The organism is Nocardia sp. CA-084685 (genome assembly GCF_050955785.1).
In the GTDB taxonomy this organism is placed as follows: domain Bacteria; phylum Actinomycetota; class Actinomycetes; order Mycobacteriales; family Mycobacteriaceae; genus Nocardia.
Window position 1 is genome coordinate 835,319 of the sequence record NZ_CP192094.1, and the last position, 18,716, is coordinate 854,034.

Annotated in this window: 14 protein-coding genes; 7 read left to right on the forward strand and 7 right to left on the reverse strand. The window is 66.5% G+C overall.

All coding sequences use genetic code 11. From position 1 onward, the window contains the following. Positions 1-10: 10 nt before the first annotated feature. The 4 genes from ACQP2U_RS03735 to ACQP2U_RS03750 are packed head-to-tail and all read right to left on the reverse strand — an operon-like array spanning position 11 to position 2,911. Positions 11-628 (reverse strand): DUF305 domain-containing protein, encoded by a 618-nt coding sequence (locus ACQP2U_RS03735; protein WP_433713399.1) that lies wholly within the window; start codon positions 626-628, stop codon positions 11-13. Further along, on the reverse strand, positions 625-759 hold the full coding sequence (locus ACQP2U_RS03740; RefSeq protein ID WP_433713400.1) for a hypothetical protein: 135 nt from the start codon (positions 757-759) through the stop codon (positions 625-627). The genes ACQP2U_RS03735 and ACQP2U_RS03740 overlap by 4 nt, the downstream gene beginning before the upstream one ends. Beyond that, positions 756-2,306 (reverse strand): LVIVD repeat-containing protein, encoded by a 1,551-nt coding sequence (locus tag ACQP2U_RS03745; protein ID WP_433713401.1) that lies wholly within the window; start codon positions 2,304-2,306, stop codon positions 756-758. Before ACQP2U_RS03745 ends, ACQP2U_RS03740 begins: the two co-directional genes overlap by 4 nt. Beyond that, positions 2,303-2,911 carry a TetR/AcrR family transcriptional regulator gene (locus ACQP2U_RS03750; protein WP_433713402.1) on the reverse strand — a complete coding sequence of 203 codons (609 nt, stop codon included), beginning with the start codon at positions 2,909-2,911 and terminating at the stop codon, positions 2,303-2,305. The genes ACQP2U_RS03745 and ACQP2U_RS03750 overlap by 4 nt, the downstream gene beginning before the upstream one ends. Before the next feature lie 126 nt (positions 2,912-3,037). Here ACQP2U_RS03750 and ACQP2U_RS03755 point away from each other — a divergent pair, with 126 nt between their 5' ends. The 6 genes from ACQP2U_RS03755 to ACQP2U_RS03780 all read left to right on the forward strand — a co-directional run bounded on the left by ACQP2U_RS03755 (position 3,038) and on the right by ACQP2U_RS03780 (position 12,215). Continuing rightward, a complete protein-coding gene (locus ACQP2U_RS03755) occupies positions 3,038-4,153 on the forward strand; it encodes a hypothetical protein (protein WP_433713403.1) in 1,116 nt (371 codons plus the stop codon). Further along, complete coding sequence (locus tag ACQP2U_RS03760) at positions 4,153-5,181, forward strand: phosphotransferase family protein (protein ID WP_433713404.1); 1,029 nt, start codon at positions 4,153-4,155, stop codon at positions 5,179-5,181. The genes ACQP2U_RS03755 and ACQP2U_RS03760 overlap by 1 nt, the downstream gene beginning before the upstream one ends. Positions 5,182-5,231: 50 nt before the next feature. Continuing rightward, positions 5,232-5,834 carry a TetR/AcrR family transcriptional regulator gene (locus ACQP2U_RS03765; protein ID WP_433713405.1) on the forward strand — a complete coding sequence of 201 codons (603 nt, stop codon included), beginning with the start codon at positions 5,232-5,234 and terminating at the stop codon, positions 5,832-5,834. Continuing rightward, the gene (locus tag ACQP2U_RS03770) at positions 5,831-6,844 is read left to right on the forward strand and encodes a TIGR03617 family F420-dependent LLM class oxidoreductase (protein ID WP_433713406.1); all 1,014 of its coding nucleotides are present in this window, start codon (positions 5,831-5,833) and stop codon (positions 6,842-6,844) included. The genes ACQP2U_RS03765 and ACQP2U_RS03770 overlap by 4 nt, the downstream gene beginning before the upstream one ends. 76 nt (positions 6,845-6,920) lie before the next feature. Next, complete coding sequence (locus tag ACQP2U_RS03775; RefSeq protein ID WP_433713407.1) at positions 6,921-7,733, forward strand: enoyl-CoA hydratase/isomerase family protein; 813 nt, start codon at positions 6,921-6,923, stop codon at positions 7,731-7,733. A 42-nt stretch (positions 7,734-7,775) separates the two neighbouring features. Next, positions 7,776-12,215 (forward strand): trypsin-like peptidase domain-containing protein, encoded by a 4,440-nt coding sequence (locus tag ACQP2U_RS03780; protein WP_433713408.1) that lies wholly within the window; start codon positions 7,776-7,778, stop codon positions 12,213-12,215. Between the two features lie 3 nt (positions 12,216-12,218). Here ACQP2U_RS03780 and ACQP2U_RS03785 read toward each other — a convergent pair whose 3' ends face one another. Continuing rightward, positions 12,219-12,893, reverse strand: a complete 675-nt coding sequence (locus ACQP2U_RS03785; RefSeq protein ID WP_433713409.1) for an RNA polymerase sigma factor — start codon at positions 12,891-12,893, stop codon at positions 12,219-12,221. 31 nt (positions 12,894-12,924) lie between these two features. Next, complete coding sequence (locus ACQP2U_RS03790) at positions 12,925-13,422, reverse strand: hypothetical protein (RefSeq protein WP_433713410.1); 498 nt, start codon at positions 13,420-13,422, stop codon at positions 12,925-12,927. A 992-nt stretch (positions 13,423-14,414) separates the two neighbouring features. Here ACQP2U_RS03790 and ACQP2U_RS03795 point away from each other — a divergent pair. Further along, on the forward strand, positions 14,415-15,719 hold the full coding sequence (locus ACQP2U_RS03795; protein ID WP_433713411.1) for a cytochrome P450: 1,305 nt from the start codon (positions 14,415-14,417) through the stop codon (positions 15,717-15,719). Positions 15,720-16,295: 576 nt separating this feature from the next. Here ACQP2U_RS03795 and ltrA read toward each other — a convergent pair. Beyond that, a complete protein-coding gene (ltrA, locus tag ACQP2U_RS03800) occupies positions 16,296-17,768 on the reverse strand; it encodes a group II intron reverse transcriptase/maturase (protein ID WP_433716359.1) in 1,473 nt (490 codons plus the stop codon). Positions 17,769-18,716 lie beyond the last annotated feature (948 nt).

Consider the following 18,716-nt stretch of genomic DNA (forward strand, 5'->3'; position numbering starts at 1 on the left):
GTTCGGGTACTCAGCCGGCCGCTGTCGCGCCGTGCTGGGTGATCAGCAGGCCGATGATCCCGGACTCCTGGCTCTGCGTGCTGATCATGTCGCGGGCCGCCTGTTCGACCGGGCCGCCGGTGGCCAACTGGTCGAACGTCTGGGCCATGGCGACTCCGCCCTGGTGGTGGCGATACATCAGGCGCAGAAACAGCGTTTCGGCCTCGGCGCCGTGTGCCCGAGTGAGGGCGTCGAGGTCGGCGCGGGTAGCCATGCCGGGCATGGTCGCCGGCGCGGCGCTGTGGTGACCGGAGGGCATCCACGACATCGGGTGCGGGTTGGTCGGAGTCGCCCCGGCCAACCGGAGCCAGCCGAGCATCGTGCCGATCTCCAGGCGCTGGGCATCGGCGATCTGGTCGGCCAGCCGTCGTACGGTGGGGTCGATATCGGGGGCGAGGCGCTCGACCAGGATCAGCGCCTGCTGATGGTGGCCGGTCATGTCCTGTACGAAGCCGATCTCGGTGGACGTCAATATTGGTGCGGCAGTGGCGGTCTCGGAGACTACGAGCGGGCGTACGGCCGCGCCGAGCACCAGCAGGAGCAGGATCGACGCGGCGACCGCGGCGCCGAGCAGCACTCGTCGGCTCATGCCCGCGCCTCGCTGACGCTCGGCTCCGGCATGCGCACGGCGCGCCGGCACATGATTCGCGCCCACCCGTCGCCCGGCCACCGCCCCTCATCGAATCGCTCCGCGATGCTGTACTCAACTAGTTCGCTCATGAGCCGACCGTCGAGTGCTGGTCGGCGGGTGGGGTGTACACCTCGGGGGACAACTCCAAGGTGAGCAGCCCGTTGTCCGCACAGGCGGCCCACAGCTGATTGCCGCGCCACTCGGGAGCGGAGAAGCACCAGTCGGTGGAGAGGTCGCCGAAAGCCACGTCGCCGGTGCGCGAACTCTGTGCCTGCTCGGAATCGAAGGCGCCCGACTCGACGGCCTGCATCACCGAGGGCGCGCTGAGCAGCGGAACTCCGATGATCGATGCGAGCGCATGCGGGGAGTTCCACAGCTCGCTGTTCTGACCGGTACGCGCGGGTGGGTTGTAGTAGGCGATCTCGCGCACGCGCAACGGGTCGCGCACGTCGAACACCCGGATGCCGGAGGAGATCCAGCCGCATGCGAGCGCGGTGGGGTTAACCGGGCGGTCGGCGGAGCAGTAGTGGGCGTCGTAGGCGAACAGTGAGCCGCCCATGCTGGATGCCATCGCACTGTCGCGGTGCTGTGGCAGGTTGATCTCCAGCTTGATCGTGTTCACCACGCGCGGATGTGCGTCGTCGGAGATGTCGATGAGTTTGACGCCGCCGGATCCGGCCTCGTCGGCGCTGAACAGGTAGGGCACGCCGTGATAGGTGACGGGGACGTTCTGCTGGGTCGCCCAGCCGTCGGTCCAGGTCAGCTGGGCAAGGATCGGCACTTGCGGATCGGGATCGCGCCGCTGCACCGCGGAGGTGTCCAAAATGGTCAGACCGCCCATGTTGTTGGCGAGATACAGGCGGTTGCCGTCGGCGCGCAGGCCCATGCCGTGCATGGACTGGCCCGGCATCCCCTGCCAGATCACGCGGGGGTCGGCCGGATCGGTCAGGTCGATGGCGCTGACGATCCCAGGGATGACGCCCGAGGCCCAATAGGTGCGGCCGTCGGGAGAGAACCCGCCTTCGTGTGCCGTGATCGGGACCGGCAGGCTCAGATCGGTGCCGGGGCCCGGGTTGAGCAGGCGCGGATGCGCGCAGTCGGAGATGTCGTAGACCGAGATCAGCCCTGCCCCGGTGAATGCGGGAACTCCCGTGCCCACCAGCAACTTTCGCGCGGCGTTGACCTTGAGGCTTTCCCAGGTTCCCGCCAGCATGGCCGGTTCGGTGAGCGTGGCGGTGAGCACCGGGTTCGCTGGATCGCCGACGTCGACCACCTGCACGCCCTGCGCGGGACCGAGCAGATTGCCGGGGAAGAAGCTGCCCAGATAGACGCAGTGCTCGAACTGAGTCGAGGTGATCCCGGCGCCGCGGCCCGCGTAGCCGCCGATGCGGCTGATGTTGCACCGGTAACCATGTGTGCTGCTGCGGCTGTCGCGTTCGCCGGCGGGCACGTCGCCTTGGAGGCCGGGTTCGGGTAGCGCGTCGCCCGCGCAGGTGGCGCGGGCGACGGCGGTCTCGGCGATGTCGCGGTTTTCCAGCACGACCCCCGCGGAGTCGGGCTGTGCGATGCCGCTGGCGGCGGGCATCACCAGCACGGCCGCCGCCGCGGCGAGCAGGCGGCGATAGGAAGTTCTCATGTCGTACTTTCGTGGTGGACGGCCAGGGTGACCAGTGCCGCGGCGGTCTGGCGGCAGAATTGTTCGCCGTCCTCGTCGCCGCGGGTGAGGGCGCGCAGCAGCGTTGCGCCGCGCAGGAATTCGAAGATCAGGTCGGGATCGCAGCCGGGGGCGACCTGACCGGAGTCGATCGCCGCGTCGATGGTGGCGCGCAGCGCGACCCGGGCGAGGCCCTCGCCGCGTTCGCGCAGCCTGCGGTAACTCTGCTCGTCGTCGTGGTAGGCCGAGAGCAGGCCGGGGATGCCGGAGCGAGCCGCGGGATGGGTGGCGGCTGCGAAGAACAGGCGGGTCCAGGCGAGCAGATCCGCGCGGATGTCGCCCGTCGGCTGCGGGACGACGCCGCTGTCGAGGGCGAAGATCGCGTCCTCGACGAGATGAATCCGGTTCGGCCACCGGCGGTAGATCGAGGTGGCGACCACCCCGGCCCGGCGTGCGACACCCTGGATGGTGGTGGCCTGAAAACCTTGTTCCACCAGCAGTTCCTGGGTGGCGCGCAGCACCTGATCATCCAGTTGCGGGTCCCGGGGGCGGCCCGGTCCCGGCCGGGCCTCGCGGCGTTCACTCACCGATAACTCCTCCTTCGACGTCGGCCGAGCGTAGCCGAGATCGGGAGCTTTTCAAAAACGCTTCATGGTGTATTCAAATTAGCTAACTTGAAACGTGTTCTACCCCCACTCTCGAAGGAAACGCCCATGCTGACTCCCCAGGACGAACTGCTCTGCCATCAATTGCCGACGACGTTCGACCACGTCGTCCAGAGCGATTTGCGCTGGACCGAGCGGATCGTGCTCTACGGCTTCGACACCACCGGCCGGGTGAGCGTGATGACCGGTATGGCCCGCTACCCCAACCGCAATGTCATGGACGCCTACGCGATGGTCACTGTCGACGGCAAGGCGCACGTGGCTCGCCTGTCACGCGAGATCGGCGGCAACTACGACGACCTGGGCGCCTGGCAGGTCGGCCCCTACCGCTACGAGATCACCGAGCCACTGCGCGGGGTGCGGGCCACCCTGGGTGACAACGACCACGGTGTCCGCCTCGAGCTGAACTTCGCCGGACAGTTCCCCGCCTACGAGCAGGAACCCGCCTTCTTCCGCACCCACGGCCGGGTCCGCGAGGATGCGCGGCGCTACTACCAGAACGGCGAGATCTCCGGCTGGCTCGAGGTCGACGGCGAACGCATCGACATCGATCCGAGCACCTGGTGGTTCGGTCGCGACCACTCATGGGGTACCAGGCACGGCGGCGGTGGTGGCAGCCTCTCCGAGGGCGGTGGCCTGCAGCCCTCGGAGATCCCCGAGGGCGTCCTGTACTTCATGGGCATCTTCCAGTTCGACGACGAGTTGGTGCATTTCGCACAGCGCGAGACCGCCGACGGTCAGCGCTGGCATTTCGAGGGCTCCATCCAGCAGCCGATCGAGGCGCGGGCGGCGATTGTGCCGATCGTCAGCGTGACCCACGACCTGCGGTTCCGTGACGACTTCCGGATCGTGTCGGAGGGTTGCTTCACCACGAACGCCGCCGACGGCAGTACCCGTACCTTCACGGTCACCGCGCTCCAGGACTTCTGGCCGGGATTGGCGGGCTACGACATGTACCGCGGATACGCGTCGGGTATTTGGAAAGGCCCGTTCTACAGCGACGGCTTCACCGTCGACCTGACCGATACCGACGAACTGCGCCAGGTCAGCATGCTCACCGAGACCTTCTGCAAGATCGAGAGCAGCGAAGGCAAAGTCGGGTACGGGCTGGTGGAGATGGTGTTCATGGGGCGCAATGCCCGCTACGGATACGAGGGCTACTGATGACCGCTCGGCCCACGGCAGCCGATCTGCCGACCGCCGTCGTCCCCGTCCTGCGGGCCGGATTTCCCGGCGCGGACTCCGTCCGGGTGACGAATTGGTCGGCCAGCCCGCGCGGGCTGGCGACCGAGACCTTCCTGTTCGACCTCGAATGCGACGACGCCGAGCCGGTGTCGCTGGTGCTGCGCCGCCCGCCCGAGGTGGCGTTGTTTCCCGACTACGATCTACTGCGACAGGTGCTGGTCATGCGCCGGCTCGCTGACACTGCCCTCCCTGTTCCCGCCGTGCGTTGGCTGGATCGCGGCGCCGAAGCCCTCGGCAGTCCGTACTTCGTGATGGACCGGATCGAGGGCAGTGCGCCCGGTGACCTCCCGTCCTACCACTCGGCCGGGCTGTACTTCGACGCCGAGCCGGCCCAGCGCGCGAAGATGTGGCGGGGCTGTGTCGACACCATCGCCGAAATCCACCGGCTCGACTGGCGCACACTGAATATGGACTTCCTGTCGTTTCCGCAATTCGGCACCGCGCCGCTCGAGCAGATGATCGGTTACGTCGACGCCGCGCTCGACTGGGCTTCGACCATTCAGCCACCCGTGTTGCGCCGGGCCGTGGACTGGCTGCGCGCCAATCTGTATGTACCCGAGCACGTCACGCTGTGCTGGGGCGACGCCCGCATGTCGAACATCCTCTACGACAGCGATTTCCGGGTCACCGGTGTCCTCGACTGGGAGATCGCCTACATAGGCGACCACGAGGCCGACCTCGCATGGATGCTGTTCCTGGATTGGGCGTGCTCGGAATTCCAAAACACCGAAAGGCTTCCGGGAACGCCCACCCGGGAGGAGACGATCGCACGCTACGAGGACCGCAGTGGGATGACGGTGCGCAACCTGCGCTACAACGAGATACTGGCGGCCGTCCTGCTCAGTATCCCGTTGCTACGGATGGCGCACCGGCTACAGCTACCGCCGGAGATCGATGTGACCGCATTCTGCGTCGCACGGATCGAGCAGCTGCTCGCCGGCGTGTAGGTGCGACCTCGGATTGCGGCGGGCCGAATAACGTTACAGGTTACTATGTAATGGTGACTTCGCAGACCTCGCCGCGCCCCGGTCGGCCGCGTGATGCCGATAAAGACCTCGCCGTGCTCATCGCGGCGCGGCAGTTATTGGCCGAAATGGGATATCCGCAGACCACGGTCGTGGCGATTGCCAAGCGCGCCGGGGTGAACACACCGGCGATCTATCGACGCTGGCCGACTCGGCAGGCCCTGCTGGAGGAGGCCATTCACGGTCCGGGCGCGTACGCGCCGCCCGAGCCGACCGGGGACCTGCGGGCCGACCTCGCGACCTGGGTGCGCATCTTCCTCGCTCGCGCGGACAGCCCCGCCGCGCGAGCCGGAGTGCCGGGCCTGCTGGCCGATTCACAGACGGAGGAGGCGCGGCGGCGGCTGCTGGCGATCGGGGCCCCGGTGCGCAAGGCGTTCGCCGAGCTGCTCGGCGGCGCGGTCGACGACGGCCGGATCGCGCCCGGCGCCGATGCCGAATTCGTCTTCGAGATACTCGCGGGGACAACGACCTTCCACGCGCTCTCGCGTGGCAGCGAGGAGGCCGAGCTGTTCGTGTCGAGAATGGCCGACGCGCTGTACGCGCTGGTGGCCGCGGGTAGGACGGCGCAACAATGAAGATCGATCTCCAGCTGAACGGTCGTCCCGACGAAGCCGTCTCGCGGGCAAACGAATTGGTCGCGTGCGGCGCCGACGGCCTGTTCACCTTCGAAGGGGCCCACGATGTCTTCCTGCCGCTGACTCTGGCGGCGACCGGTGCCGAACCCGTCGACCTGATGACCAACGTCGCCATCGCTCTCCCGCGCAGCCCCGTGCACCTGGCGCATGCGGCCTACGACCTGCATCTGCTCAGCCGCGGCCGGTTCCGGCTTGGCCTGGGTTCGCAGACCCGCGCGCACATCGACAAGCGGTACGGCGGGCAGTGGTCGCAGCCGGCGGCACGGATGCGGGAAGCGGTGCTGGCGGTCAAGGCCATCCTCGGCTCCTGGCAGCACGGCACGCCGTTGCGCTTCGAGGGCGAATTCACCCGGCATACCTTGATGCCGCCCACCTTCGACCCCGGCCCCAATCCCTATGGCATGCCGGAGGTCTGCCTCGGCGCGCTCGGCCCGATCATGACCAGAACCGCGGCCGAGGTGGCCGACGGGCTGCTGGTCATGCCGTTCAACAGTGTCCGGCATTTCGCCGAGCGCACCCAGCCTGCCATCGCCGAGGGCCTGACGCGCGCCGGTCGCGATGCCGCGGAGCTGGCGATCTATCCGCAGGTGATCGTCGCGATGGGCCGGACCGCCGGCGAACTCGAGGCTGCCGCCGTCGGTGTTCGCCGGCTGCTCGCCTTCTACGGATCGACGCCCGCCTATCGTCCGGTCCTCGATGTCGAGGGCTGGGGTGAGCTCCAGCCGGAACTGAATACGCTGTCCAAGCGCGGCCAGGTCACCGCGATGACCGAACTGATCGATCACCGGATGCTCGAGACTCTCGCCGTCTACGGCACGCCCGAAGAATGCGCCGCCGAGATCATGGTGCGCTTCGGTGCCGTCGCCGACCGGATCTGTTGCTATTTCCCGGGTTACGCCGTCGCCGACGCACACATCAGGGACCTGGTCACGGAATTGCAGGTCGCGTGAGCGAGCGCAGCGAGCGAGCATCAACACAGCCGATAAGGTCGGTCATGCCGGAGCCGAGCGTCAGCGAGGCGCAGGCATGAGCGACGTGCGGATCGACATCGCCGAGGGCGTCGCGGTGGTGACATTGGACCGGCCGGAGCGCCGCAATGCTTTCACCGCCGCGATGGGGCGCGCGCTCGGCCTGGCCTACCGCGATCTCAATGCCGACGACGATGTCCGGGTCATCGTGCTGACCGGCGCCGCCCCGGCCTTCTGCGCCGGAGCGGATCTGGCCGGCGGTGCGACGACGTTCGAAAAGCCCGACAGCGCGGCATTTTCCGCATCACCGGTCGACCCACCCGCCTTCGCCCTGCGAAAACCGGTGATCGCCGCGGTGAACGGGCACGCGATCGGCATCGGGCTGACTCTGGCGATGCAGGCCGACATCCGCCTGGTCGCCGACGCCGCCCGCTACGCCATTCCCCAGGTGCGCCTCGGCGTCGTGCCCGACGCGATGGCGCACTGGACCGTGGCCAAGGTCGCGGGCATGTCGGTCGCGGCCGACATCCTATTGTCGGGACGGACTTTCGACGGCCAGGAAGCAGTGCGACTCGGCCTCGCCACCCGCTGCCTACCGGCCGCCGACGTGCTGCCCGCCGCTCTCGCGATGGCCGCCGATATAGCCGCAAATGTCGCGCCGATGTCCGCGGCTTTGAGCAAACGACTGCTGTGGGACACCGCGATCCACGGCTACGACCCCACCCGCGTCGCCGCGCTCGAAACCGAACTGCACCTGCGGGTCATGGGCACACCCGACGCCGCGGAAGGAATGCGCGCCCGGCTCACCCGCCGCAAACCGGCGTGGTCTGCCCGACTGTCGAGCGAGTGGGAGGACTTGCCACAGTTCTGACCGTCCGGCCGGACTCACGAAGGCGAGCGAAGCCGCCTCGACATGCACTCGTCCCGTCAGAGGCTCGCAGCGCCAACAAGATTCGGTTCGGATGCCATCTGGCGCCGATGGCGCTGTGTAGCCGGCGCGACTGAAGTTCAGATCCCGAAGGGACCGCGGAATTCGATCTCCGGTCTCCTGCCCGTGCTCGGCGACGATTCCTTCACACCATCGGTGGATTTGCTACGCTTGCCGAACTTCCCGGGGAGGGTTCGACGCGTGCAAGGGATTGCGGAAACCGGTCGGCTCGGCTGGGCATCAGCGCGGATTCTAACGCCTACCGGCGATGTGGTCGGTGCCGGATTTCTGTTGCGGCCCACTCTGATTGCGACGTGCGCGCACGTCGTATCGGCGGCGCTGGGTCGGGAACCGACGGACGGCGAACGGCCCGAAGAGCCTGTGGCCGTGGACTTTCCGTCAACGGATGCCGCAGTTCCGATACTCGCCCGGGTCCGGCACTGGACCCCCATCCGCGCGGACGGCCGCGGCGATATCGCCATCTTGGAGCTCCTCGATTCGCCCCCGGATTCCATTGCGCCGCTGCCGTTCTGGCCTGCCGGCCAGCCCTGGGGTGGCGAGTTCCGGATGTTCGGATTTCCGGCCGAGATGCCCGGCGGTGTCTGGGTGTCCGGCGAGTTTCGAGCGCCGCAAAGCCAGGGCTGGGTGCAGCTGCAGGCAGCGACCGGCGGGCAGCCGATCACCGAGGGGTTCAGTGGCGCCGCCGTTTGGGACACCGAGGCGCATGCCGTGACCGGAATGGCGGTCGCTGCCGACCGCCGCCGCTACACCCGCACCGCGTTCATGCTTCCCATCGACGAGGTGCTGCGGCTGAATCCGGCGCTGCTGTCGAGCCCGTATCGCGGTATGGCGCCGTTCGACGAGGAGCACGCAGAGTTCTTCTACGGGCGAGACGACGATATCGCGCGGGTGCGGGAGACCCTGCGGCAGAGCGGTTTCGCGGCGGTGGTGGGACGTTCCGGTACCGGCAAGTCCTCGTTGATCCGAGCCGGGGTGATACCGCGATTGCGGCAGCAGGGGTGGCAGATCGCCGCATTCCGGCTCAGCGGCGACGCTGCGACGGAATCCGGTGTGCGCGCGATCGGCTCCGGCATCGCCGCGGACGAGCCACTGTCTACCTGGTTGATCGAGCAGGCCGCGCCCGCGCCCGACACCACTGACGTGGCCTCACTGCTGCAACAGCTTCCGCCGCACGGCACGGTGTTGTTCGTCGACCAGTTCGAAGATCTGGCAGTGGCGGCCCCGCGGCAGGCCCGTGCGCTATCGCAGGCGTTGCTCGAGCTCACCCGCGCCGACACCGAGGGACGCCTGGCGATCGTGCTGACGTTGCGCTGGGACGCGCTGGACGACCTACTCGACGCCGAACTCGCCGAATTCCTCAGCAGCACAACGGTTGCGGTGGCTCCGCTGAGCCGTGCCCAACTGCGCGACGTCATCAGCCGCCCCGCCGCGCGTGCCGGAGTGATGCTGGACGATGCGGTGGTGCAGCGGCTGATCGACGGTGTTTTCGACCAGCCCGGCGGGTTGCCGTTGCTGGCGTCGGTGCTGTCGGATCTGTGGGTTCGGCACACCGGTGGCCGGATCACCCTGGCTGATTACGAAAACGTCGGCAGTGTGGAGGTTTCCATCGCCCGGCGGGCCGAGCGGGTCATGGCGCAGTTCACCGATCCCGCCGAGCGGGACGACGCGGAACGGCTACTGAAGCTGCTCGCGGTGCCGACCTCGAACAGCGCCGGATTCCTCCGAGCGGTGCTGCCGATGCGGGAGTACCCCGAACTCCGCGGTGTGGCCGGGCGGCTGGCGCTCGACCGCCTGGTCGTCGTCGGTCGCGACAAGAACGGCGCGGACACCGTCGAGCTCGCACACCAAGCGCTCATCGACAACTGGGAACGGCTGCACGACCTGCTGCAGTCCGACCGCGATTTCCGCGCCTGGCAGCAACACCTCGCGCAGGACCTGGACAACTGGGAACGGCGCGGTCGCGAGCACGAGGCGTTGCTGCGCGGTACCGCTCTCGAGACCGCGAAGGACCAGCTCGAGGCTCGAAAATCCGATGTGCCGCAAGCACATCAGGAATTCATCGCGGCCAGCCGCCGGCTGCGCGGGCGGGAGGTGCGGCGCCTGCGGGCGGTGGCCGCAGCGCTCACCGTTCTGGTGGTCGTGGCCACGTCGATGGCGGTGCTCGCCTACCGGAGCAGTGCGGCTCGCGCGGCGCAGTTGCGGTTGCAGGCGGGGCGCAGCCTCGCGGCGGAATCCATGCGGGTGGCCGACTCCGACCTGGACAAGGCGCTGCAATTCGCGCAGGCCGCAGCGCGGTATGCGCCGGACGACGACATGGTGCGGACGGCACTGCTGTATCAACAAGTGCGGATGTCCTCCGTCACGGATTACCGGACCGGCCTGTGGCGCGATGCGACATTCGGGGCGGCAAGTGGCGACGGGTCCGAGGTCGCGGTCGCTGAGGGCCGCGACGTCACAGTCTGGACCGGTGTGCTCGGCGATGAGCCGATGCCGTGGCGACTTCCACCGATCGCCGGGACGGTCGCCTCGCTGAACCTGAGTCGGAACGGCTCCGCACTCGCCGTGGTGACCGACAATGGTGCGGTCGCCGTCTGGGATGTTCGAAACCGCACCGGTCCTGCGTTGGTCCGTCCGCCGGAGCCTGCGCCGCTGCTGCCCAATGGCGTGTCGACCGGCTGGGATCAGACCGGGCGCTGGCTCGCGGTGCGACTCAACCGAGCGCAGGTCCAACGGGCAGAGCTGCAGCAGGCACAGCACACCGACCTGCTGGAGGTGTACGACATGGCGGGTGCCGGGCCCGTTCTGGTCTCTTCCCCGCCTCCGCTGGGGGATTTCGCCCAGTTTCCGGACTATGTCGACCCGACCGGCAGCATGATCGCGATGCGCGAGTCGAAAATCGGGATCACGCGCAACGTCGTGCGCGACGCCAAGACCGGACAGCCGATTCGGGAATTGCCAGCCGGTAATATCACCTCGACCGGCCTGGTGGTCGGATGTTCCGACAACCAACTGGTCGTCTCGGACGCGTTGACGGGGGCCGAACGTCTGCGGACGCCGCGCGGCTCGGGCTCGACGACCGAGGATTGCCAGTGGGCCGTCGATAGCAGCGGACGGTACGCGTGGTCGACGAGTATCCTCGCCGGCGATACGCTCGGCCAGACTCAACTCATCGACCTACGGACCGGCCAGGCCTTCGTTGTCCAAACAGCCAGCCCTCGGGACATGTCGGCCACGGTACTGGTCGCCCCTGCCGACGACGGCCCGAGGCTGGCACAGTTCACGCCGAGTGGCCTGCTCCGATTCGCGCCCGCCGTGGCGATCTCGGACATGAATGTGTTCGCCGGACCGGCCACCGAGCAGCGAATTGTCCAGTGGAGTCCCGACGGCTCGTTCGTTGTGGAAGTCGCATGCGGCCCAGAAGATGCGAACGCAACGGTGCGCGTCGTCGAAATGACTCCTGCCATAAGGGAAGTCGCGCGTATCACGGTGGGCCTTGCCGTGCGTGGGTCGATTCCGCCCGAATCTGCCTACCGGATCACTGCCGACGGGAAGCATTTCGTCGTGGCCGGTGCGACGGGGGTCATCACCATCTTCTCGCTGCCCGGACTCGCTGTCGAGCAACGTATTTCGTTACCTGTCCCGCCCGAACTCGGACCTGGACTGCGGCGACCGACATCCATCATGCAGCCCGGCGACGACGAGTTGGCCTTCTTCCATGCGGGCTCGGTCACCCGGTGGCGGATCAGCGATGGGAAACAGCTCGGCCAGACCGTGCGGACTTGGCGCGACATCGACGAACTGGTGTGGATGGTACGGGCTGGCGCGCAGGCGGCCCTCATCCCGACGCACAACGACCAGTTCTTCACCGAGAACATCGACGGCGATACCGTACGGGCCCTGGATGACGGACGAGTACTCCGCTCGGTACCCGTCAAACCGATCGATCGCGGCAAGAGGCAGGATGCCTTCGTCAGCCCTGCCGCTCCCCAGATATACATCAGGTACGAGTCCGGGGAAGACACCGTGGAGAACTTCGACAGCGGTGTGGAATCTCCTTCTGCACAACCGTTTCCGTCGGGCAATGGGGTTGGCATGACCGACGATGGCCTGCTCGTGGTCGATCACCTCGGGATACTGGAGATCTGGGACTTCGATCGCAGCGTAAAGATCTTCGATGTGAAGATCTCGGACCAGCGGTACGGGGATCTCTCCGGAGATGCCCTGTACGCGCTGAATCCCGGCAGGTATTCCGGCAGCGGAGGTGTCGGACGGTACTCGATCAATCTCGACCGCGATGACGTACTGGGACGGCTCTGCGCGATCAATGACCGCGACTACACCCGGGCCGAACGTGACCAGCTGCCGGTGGGCGCCGGCAACACCCCACCCTGCCGAGGGAACTGACGATCAAGCGACCTGCTCTTCGAGGTATTTGCGGACTCGCAACAGCCCGTCGTGGACGTATCCCTTGACGGTGCCCTCCGCCACGCCCATGACCCGAGCGGTCTCTTTGTAGGTGTTTCCCTCGTAGGTGTAGATGATGACCGCCTGGCGTTCCCTCGGCGGCAGTGCGTCCAAGAGCCGGATCAGCATGTCCCGCAAGGCGATCATGTCGTCGAACGGTAGGCCGGCATGGGCGGCGAGGACCGAGAGGCGTTCATGCCCACCGGAATCCAGCCGTTCCCCGTCCTTCGCGGCCCGGACCATGGCATCCTTCACCAGGTTTTCCGCCGTGGTCCACAGGTACTTCCGGAGCCCTTCGACGTCGGTGATGTGGTCCGGCCAGCGCGCGTACACCCGCATGAACGCGGTCTGCACGATGTCGTCGGCGTCGGCGCGGTTGCGCGTCAACTTGGTGATGCGGGCCAGCAGCATCTCGCTCGCCGACTCGTATGCCTCCACCAGCATTTCGGCGAATGCCTGCTCCCGCTGCTCACCACCGCGGGCGATCCGGATGAGGGCCGGTTCGGTATCGGCGGTGAGCAGCGTGAGTGGGGCCCGCGCACATTCGTGCAACACCACACGCAGCAGGGCGGCAAAGGAAATATCACGGGCCTGGGCGGGATCGAGTGGCGCGCTCATGTGGTCTGGCTCCCTGTCGTCTCTCGGTATCTTATGACCGATACTCGAGCCACCGCGTGGTCGATGTCGCCAAGGTCAGGATGATCGTGGCGATCGGGAACACGGCCACGAGTATGGCGAACAGCGGGCTGCCGATCACACCGTAGTCATCGGAGGCTCCGGCAACGGCAAGCACGACCACTGTCTCGATGATGATGTAGGCGATGTCGACCGCACAGCCGATGACGATCAGCCGACGGCCCGAGGCATGCTTGCGAAACATCTGGATGCCACCGGCAAGCAACAGCGAACCGGCGATCAAGAAGACCGGGATCGAGATCGCGAAAAGCATTCGCACCCCAGTGGTTTCGCCCTCCGCGTCGACGTCGCTCAACAGCGCTATCCCGGCGATGAGCACAAGAATACTCAGCAGCCGGTGCGTACCGCCGAGGCAGGCGAGCACCCCGGCCGTGATGGCGGTCCCGCCGCTGGGTGACGGCACCGGGTGTGAATGGGCAAAGTCGCCAGGGGCGGTGGGGCTCTGCATCATGGCGGATTCCTCCTTCTCGAACTGGGTGTTCGTAGGGATCAACCGCCGTGGGTCGCGAAACGTTGGGTCCGTAAGAGGATTTTCATGGTGGCGGTGGTGTCTGCCTGGCTGCCAGCAGGACACGGCCTAAATCGCCGACGCGGTGTGTGACGCGGACCCGTCGGCCGCCGCGACCCCACGAAGGTAGCCGCCATCTTGCGCCGATCGAAGCAAGTCAGTCCCGGCCCATCGCAATGGATCTGGACGAGTTCTACGCGCGGCACTGGCACCGCAGCCCCGCAGAGTTCATCTACGACCCCTGGAAACGCGCTCGCACCTACATAGCACGATTCGACCAGGCAAGTCCTCGACCGGGGTTGCGCCAATCCCCACCGCAGCACCCGACCAACGAACGCACCACCGATCGCGCGATCCGAAACGGCCGCACGCCGAGAGGCCAACGCGTCGAGGCCAATCCACAAAGGCCGATCAGCTGGCTATTCCGCACTATAGGCGCTCTGAGCTGGGGCGTTAGCTGACAGCAATCCCCGTAGGATGCGAACCTGCGACACGCGACCTGCGGTTTCTTGGTCGCGCGAATCTACGTGCGAATCGGACCACGATTTCACCAAGGTGGCGACGCGGTCGAGAAGAGGTGATCTGGGTGTCGGAGCGCCCGTCGCGGTCCGTGTGTGGCGGGCGCGACCGTGGAGTACGAACCCGCTGATGCACGTGTCGGACCGGTTCGAGGCGCTGGTGCGGATGCTGGCGACCGTGGCGATGTTGGCTGCGCTGGATCGCGGGGGCGGTGGGGACGGCGGGCTATAGCGTGGCGGCGGCGCGGATCAGCGCGGACAATCCGTCGAAAGTCGTTGTCACGCGTACCGCCGAACGGGTGATCCGCACGCTCTCGAGGCCACGTCTTCTGCCAGGTCTCGAGATCCCACTGCGCCAGCGATTCCTGTGATATTCGTTACGGCCACAGGGACGCGATTCGACGACCGAGGGGCTCGATGAAACCGCATTACGTGTATCGGTGGGTGAACAATCACGGGTTGATCCGCCTGTTCAAGAAGATACCGCTCCGCCGTGGTGATCTGTTCGCTCAGTTGATCGGCAGCGCGAAGGGTATCGAGAATCCGTACGCTCTGATCGAGGAGATGCGCGGGGCGGGTGGGTTGCACCGTGCCGTTCCGGTATGGATCACCTTCGATCACGATATGGTCCGGGAGATACTGCGCGACAACCGTTTCGGTGTCGGTATACCGACCGTGTTCGGTATACCGCAGCCTGTTCTGCGCGCGCTGGAGCGTCGGCCCCTCCCGCCGACCCCTGTCGATCCGCCGTCGATGCTGGTGATCGACCGACCCGAACACACCCGGATGCGCAAACCGGTCAGCGCGGCCTTTAACCCGCGTGCCGTCGCCCGGCTGCGCGACAGGATCGAAACGGTCACCGAGGAACTGCTCGCGACGCTCCCCGACGACGGGCCCACCGATCTGGTGGCGCGGTACGCGGCGCAGGTGCCCATCGCCATCATCTCCGAGATGCTCGGCTTCCCGGACTCTGACCGCGAGATGTTTCTGCGCTGGGGCGATGACATCAGTCCGTTGCTCGACTTCGGAATCTCATGGCGCACGCACCAGCGGGCGATGGAATCCTCGGAGCGGGTGCACCAGTATCTCGTCGAGCACGTCGAGCGCCTCCGCGCCGAACCCGGCGACGATATCCTCAGCAGCCTGGTCACCGCAGGCGATCTGTCCACCTACGAACTGTGCGCGTCGGCGACCCTGCTGATGGCCGCAGGCTTCGAGACCACGGTCAACCTGATCGGCAAGGGCATCATCTGGCTGCTTCGCCACCCCGATCAGCTGGACCAGTTGCGCGCTGAGCCGGCACTCTGGCCCAATGCGGTAGAGGAGATCCTCCGGATCGACCCCCCGGTGCAGAGCACCGCTCGCACCACCCGGACAGCGTTGGAGATCGGCGGTGTCCGGCTGCGCGCGGGGTCGACCGTGGTGCTGTCGCTGGCCGGTGCGAACCGCGACCCTGCTGTGTTCACCGACCCGGCACGTTTCGACATCACCCGGGACAACGCCAAGAATCACCTGTCCTTCAGCGGCGGTAGCCATGCGTGCCTGGGCGCCGGTCTGGCCCGTATGGAAGCAGCGCACGCCCTGCGCGCACTGTTCGAGGCGTTTCCGGACCTGCGATTGACCGATCCGCCCACGCGGCGGCCGCTATTCACCCTGCACGGTTACCAGCACCTTCCTGCACACACCGGTCCGCGTCTCCGCAGCCACCAGCCCATCAGCTGATCTGCACCCGCAGCGCGTGCTCGCGGCCGGAAAAGGGTGCCTCCGTGCCGGTCAAGAGGGTGTGCAGTGTGCAACGGGTTGCTCTGCGCTGGGTTCGGCCGACTCTTGCCATGGCGCGGCAATATCCAGTAGCCCCTGAACCGCCGCTGCCGCACGACATCTCGTGATCCGCTTTGGTTCGCTTTCCGAATGCGCTGCCGGACAGCGAAGCTGGCGCGGTGACGTGTAATCCCCTGCGCCGGCGCTGATCAGCCGGACGATGATTCCGCAACAGGTGTAGCGCGTCGATCGCCACCCCGAGCCGGCCGTGACGGTCTGATTGACGCTGCCGTGGAGCAACGGTCCAACTGAGGTCACCGTCAATAAAATGAAGCACCTCGTGCGCCAGTGCTTCGGCAGGGCGAAGCTGGACTTGCGGAAGCGGATGCGCCCATGCCGGAGAACAACTGCGGCCGAGTTGATCGCTGAGTAGGCCCGGGGCGCGGTGGCGGGATTGCTCCTGCTCCGTTTCCCCGAACCTCTCGCCGAACCCGCCGTGCGCCTCTCGACGCAACGGGCTCTCCACGGTTTCTGCCGTCAGGCTGGTTGAAGAGTCGCCCATCGGTTCGGGATCGTGTGTCCGCGCCAGCGATAACGACTGACCGTCACGCTGTTTAGGTCGAACAACACGGTCCCGTCCGCCGCCGTGATGGGCAGCCATCGCCCAGTTCGGGTGGTGTAGCGGCGGCGGATATCGGTCCAGTTCCAACGGTGCCGGGTCTGCAACATTACGATCATCCGTTTCCATACGAACTTCTGGAGAACGGCGAACCGGTTCTTCGCAACGGCATGCTTGAAGTAGTTGGACCAACCACGCAGAATCTGGTTGAGCCGCATAATTACATAGCTCAGACTCTGCTGGGACAAACGATGGGTCAGGGCACGGACTTTCGACTTCAGCGACCGGAGGGGCCGGTCGCCGATGAAGGTGTAGACGAACCACTTGTCCGAGCCGCGCTTGCGACGCCACTGGATGTGGAATCCCAAGAAATCGACCCCGTCCGATAGGTGCCGCACCGTAGTTTTCTCTGGTGACAACCGAAGCCCCAGCGGTGCAAGCACTTTCCCGACCTGTTCGCGCATCGCCGCAGCGTCGTGCTCGGCCCCGTGGACCAGCACGACAAAGTCGTCGGCGTAGCGGACGATCCGCCACGTCGGCGACCCTTTCCGGCGACGGTAGGCCCGTTTGACCTCGCTGGCCATCGTCCCGCCCGGCTTCCACGGCGCCATCACCTGCTCATCGAGCACGCTCAGCGCGATGTTGGCCAACAACGGCGAGAGTATGCCGCCCTGCGGGGTGCCGGTCATCGTGTCCTGATGCTCGCCGAGCTCGGTGAAGATCCCGGCTTTCAGGAACGCCTTGACCAGCATCAGGACGCGTTTGTCCTTGACCCGCAATCGAACTCGGTCCATCAGGGCCGTGTGGTCGATCCGGTCGAAGCACGCCTCGATATCCGCATCCAGCACCCAGCGGTAACCACGGGTGCCGTAGTAGTGGATCTCGGCGATCGCGTCCTGGGCCCGCCGGTCGGGCCGGAACCCGTATGAGACCGGTTCGAAGTCGGCCTCGAAAATCGGTTCCAGCACCAGCTTCAGCGCGGCCTGAACGACCCGGTCGGTCACCGTCGGAATCCCGAGGCGGCGAACCTTCCCCGACCCGCCTGGTTTTGGGATCTTGCGTTCCAGCACCGGTAAAGGCCGAAAAGACCCGTCTTTCAACGAGGCCCGTAGATCGTCCAGGAACCCCGGAACCCCGATGCGCTCGTCGACGTCGGTGACGGTCATTCCGTCGACGCCGGGAGTGCGGGCTCCGTGGTTGCCCGCGACCCGGTCGAACGCCACGATCAGCGTCGCCGGGTCGTGCACGAAGTTGAACAGGTCGTCGAACCGGCGGTCAGGATCGGCCGCCGCCCAACGGTGAAGCTTGGCCTGCATCTCCGATACCCGCCGACGCGGCCCCGCAGGGTCCACCGGCGCGGCGTCACCATTCGGTGGCGCATCTTTCGGCATTACAGTCTCCGCCTTTCTCGAAACCGCTGCCGCCCTTCGCCATGTGACCGGCTTTCCCGGCCTCGGACTACTACGGCGGCTCCGCCCCACCCAGCCCGTTCGACGGTCGGTGCGTCTATCCCCAAGCGGCGCAACCGGATTGCCCGCCGCCGGGGAGTCTGACCGGGTGGTTCCCGTGTTCACTGTGATTCGCTCGACGAAGGAGGAGCCCAACTGTGTCCCTGCGGCATCGCCACGAGTACGCCGTAGACCTTCCTCGTGGCCTCCCGACCGGCTTTCGTAAACCTGTCCAGGAGTTCCCCTCCGCAAGCGTAAACATCGGGGACACACCGCGTCCTGCCCATATCCGCCAGATTTGAGCAGGTGGCGCATGGAGGGACGTAACAACGCTGGTTCCTCGCGTACTCCTCTTCATCCCGCTCGCCGGACCCGCACCATCTGGCAGTACTGGCCACGTCCCGGCTTTGTCAGGGCTGCTCCCACCCTCCCCGGCACCACCCGGATCAGGCTGCCCTCAGCTCCACCGACCTGCTACGACAGACCGGAGGCGGGGGTCTCTCACCTCCACTCGAAACACAGCGCCTCACGGCGCAAACACTGTTTGCGCCAGAACCCATCACCGTGGCTGGTGACAACGACACTCCGATCATTGAGCCAGCCATCCCTCCGCGCACCGGTCACCTGATGCAACCGCTTGCGCGACATGCTATTAGCTTATAGTGTGCCCGCAGCGCAATGATGGTTCGCACAGCGTTGCCCTTGCCTCAAAGAGAACTTCACGCGTCGCCGCTTCCGGCTCAGAGCTGAGCATGCCCGGGACTGTAATGGCCGCGCTCGATGTGTGATGCGCTGGATCGAATTCTACTGAGCATCAACGTATCTAGCATTGCTGGCTGGTGTTGGCATATGGCCGGTGAGCGACCCCGTCGGGGATGTCATCCAGGAAAC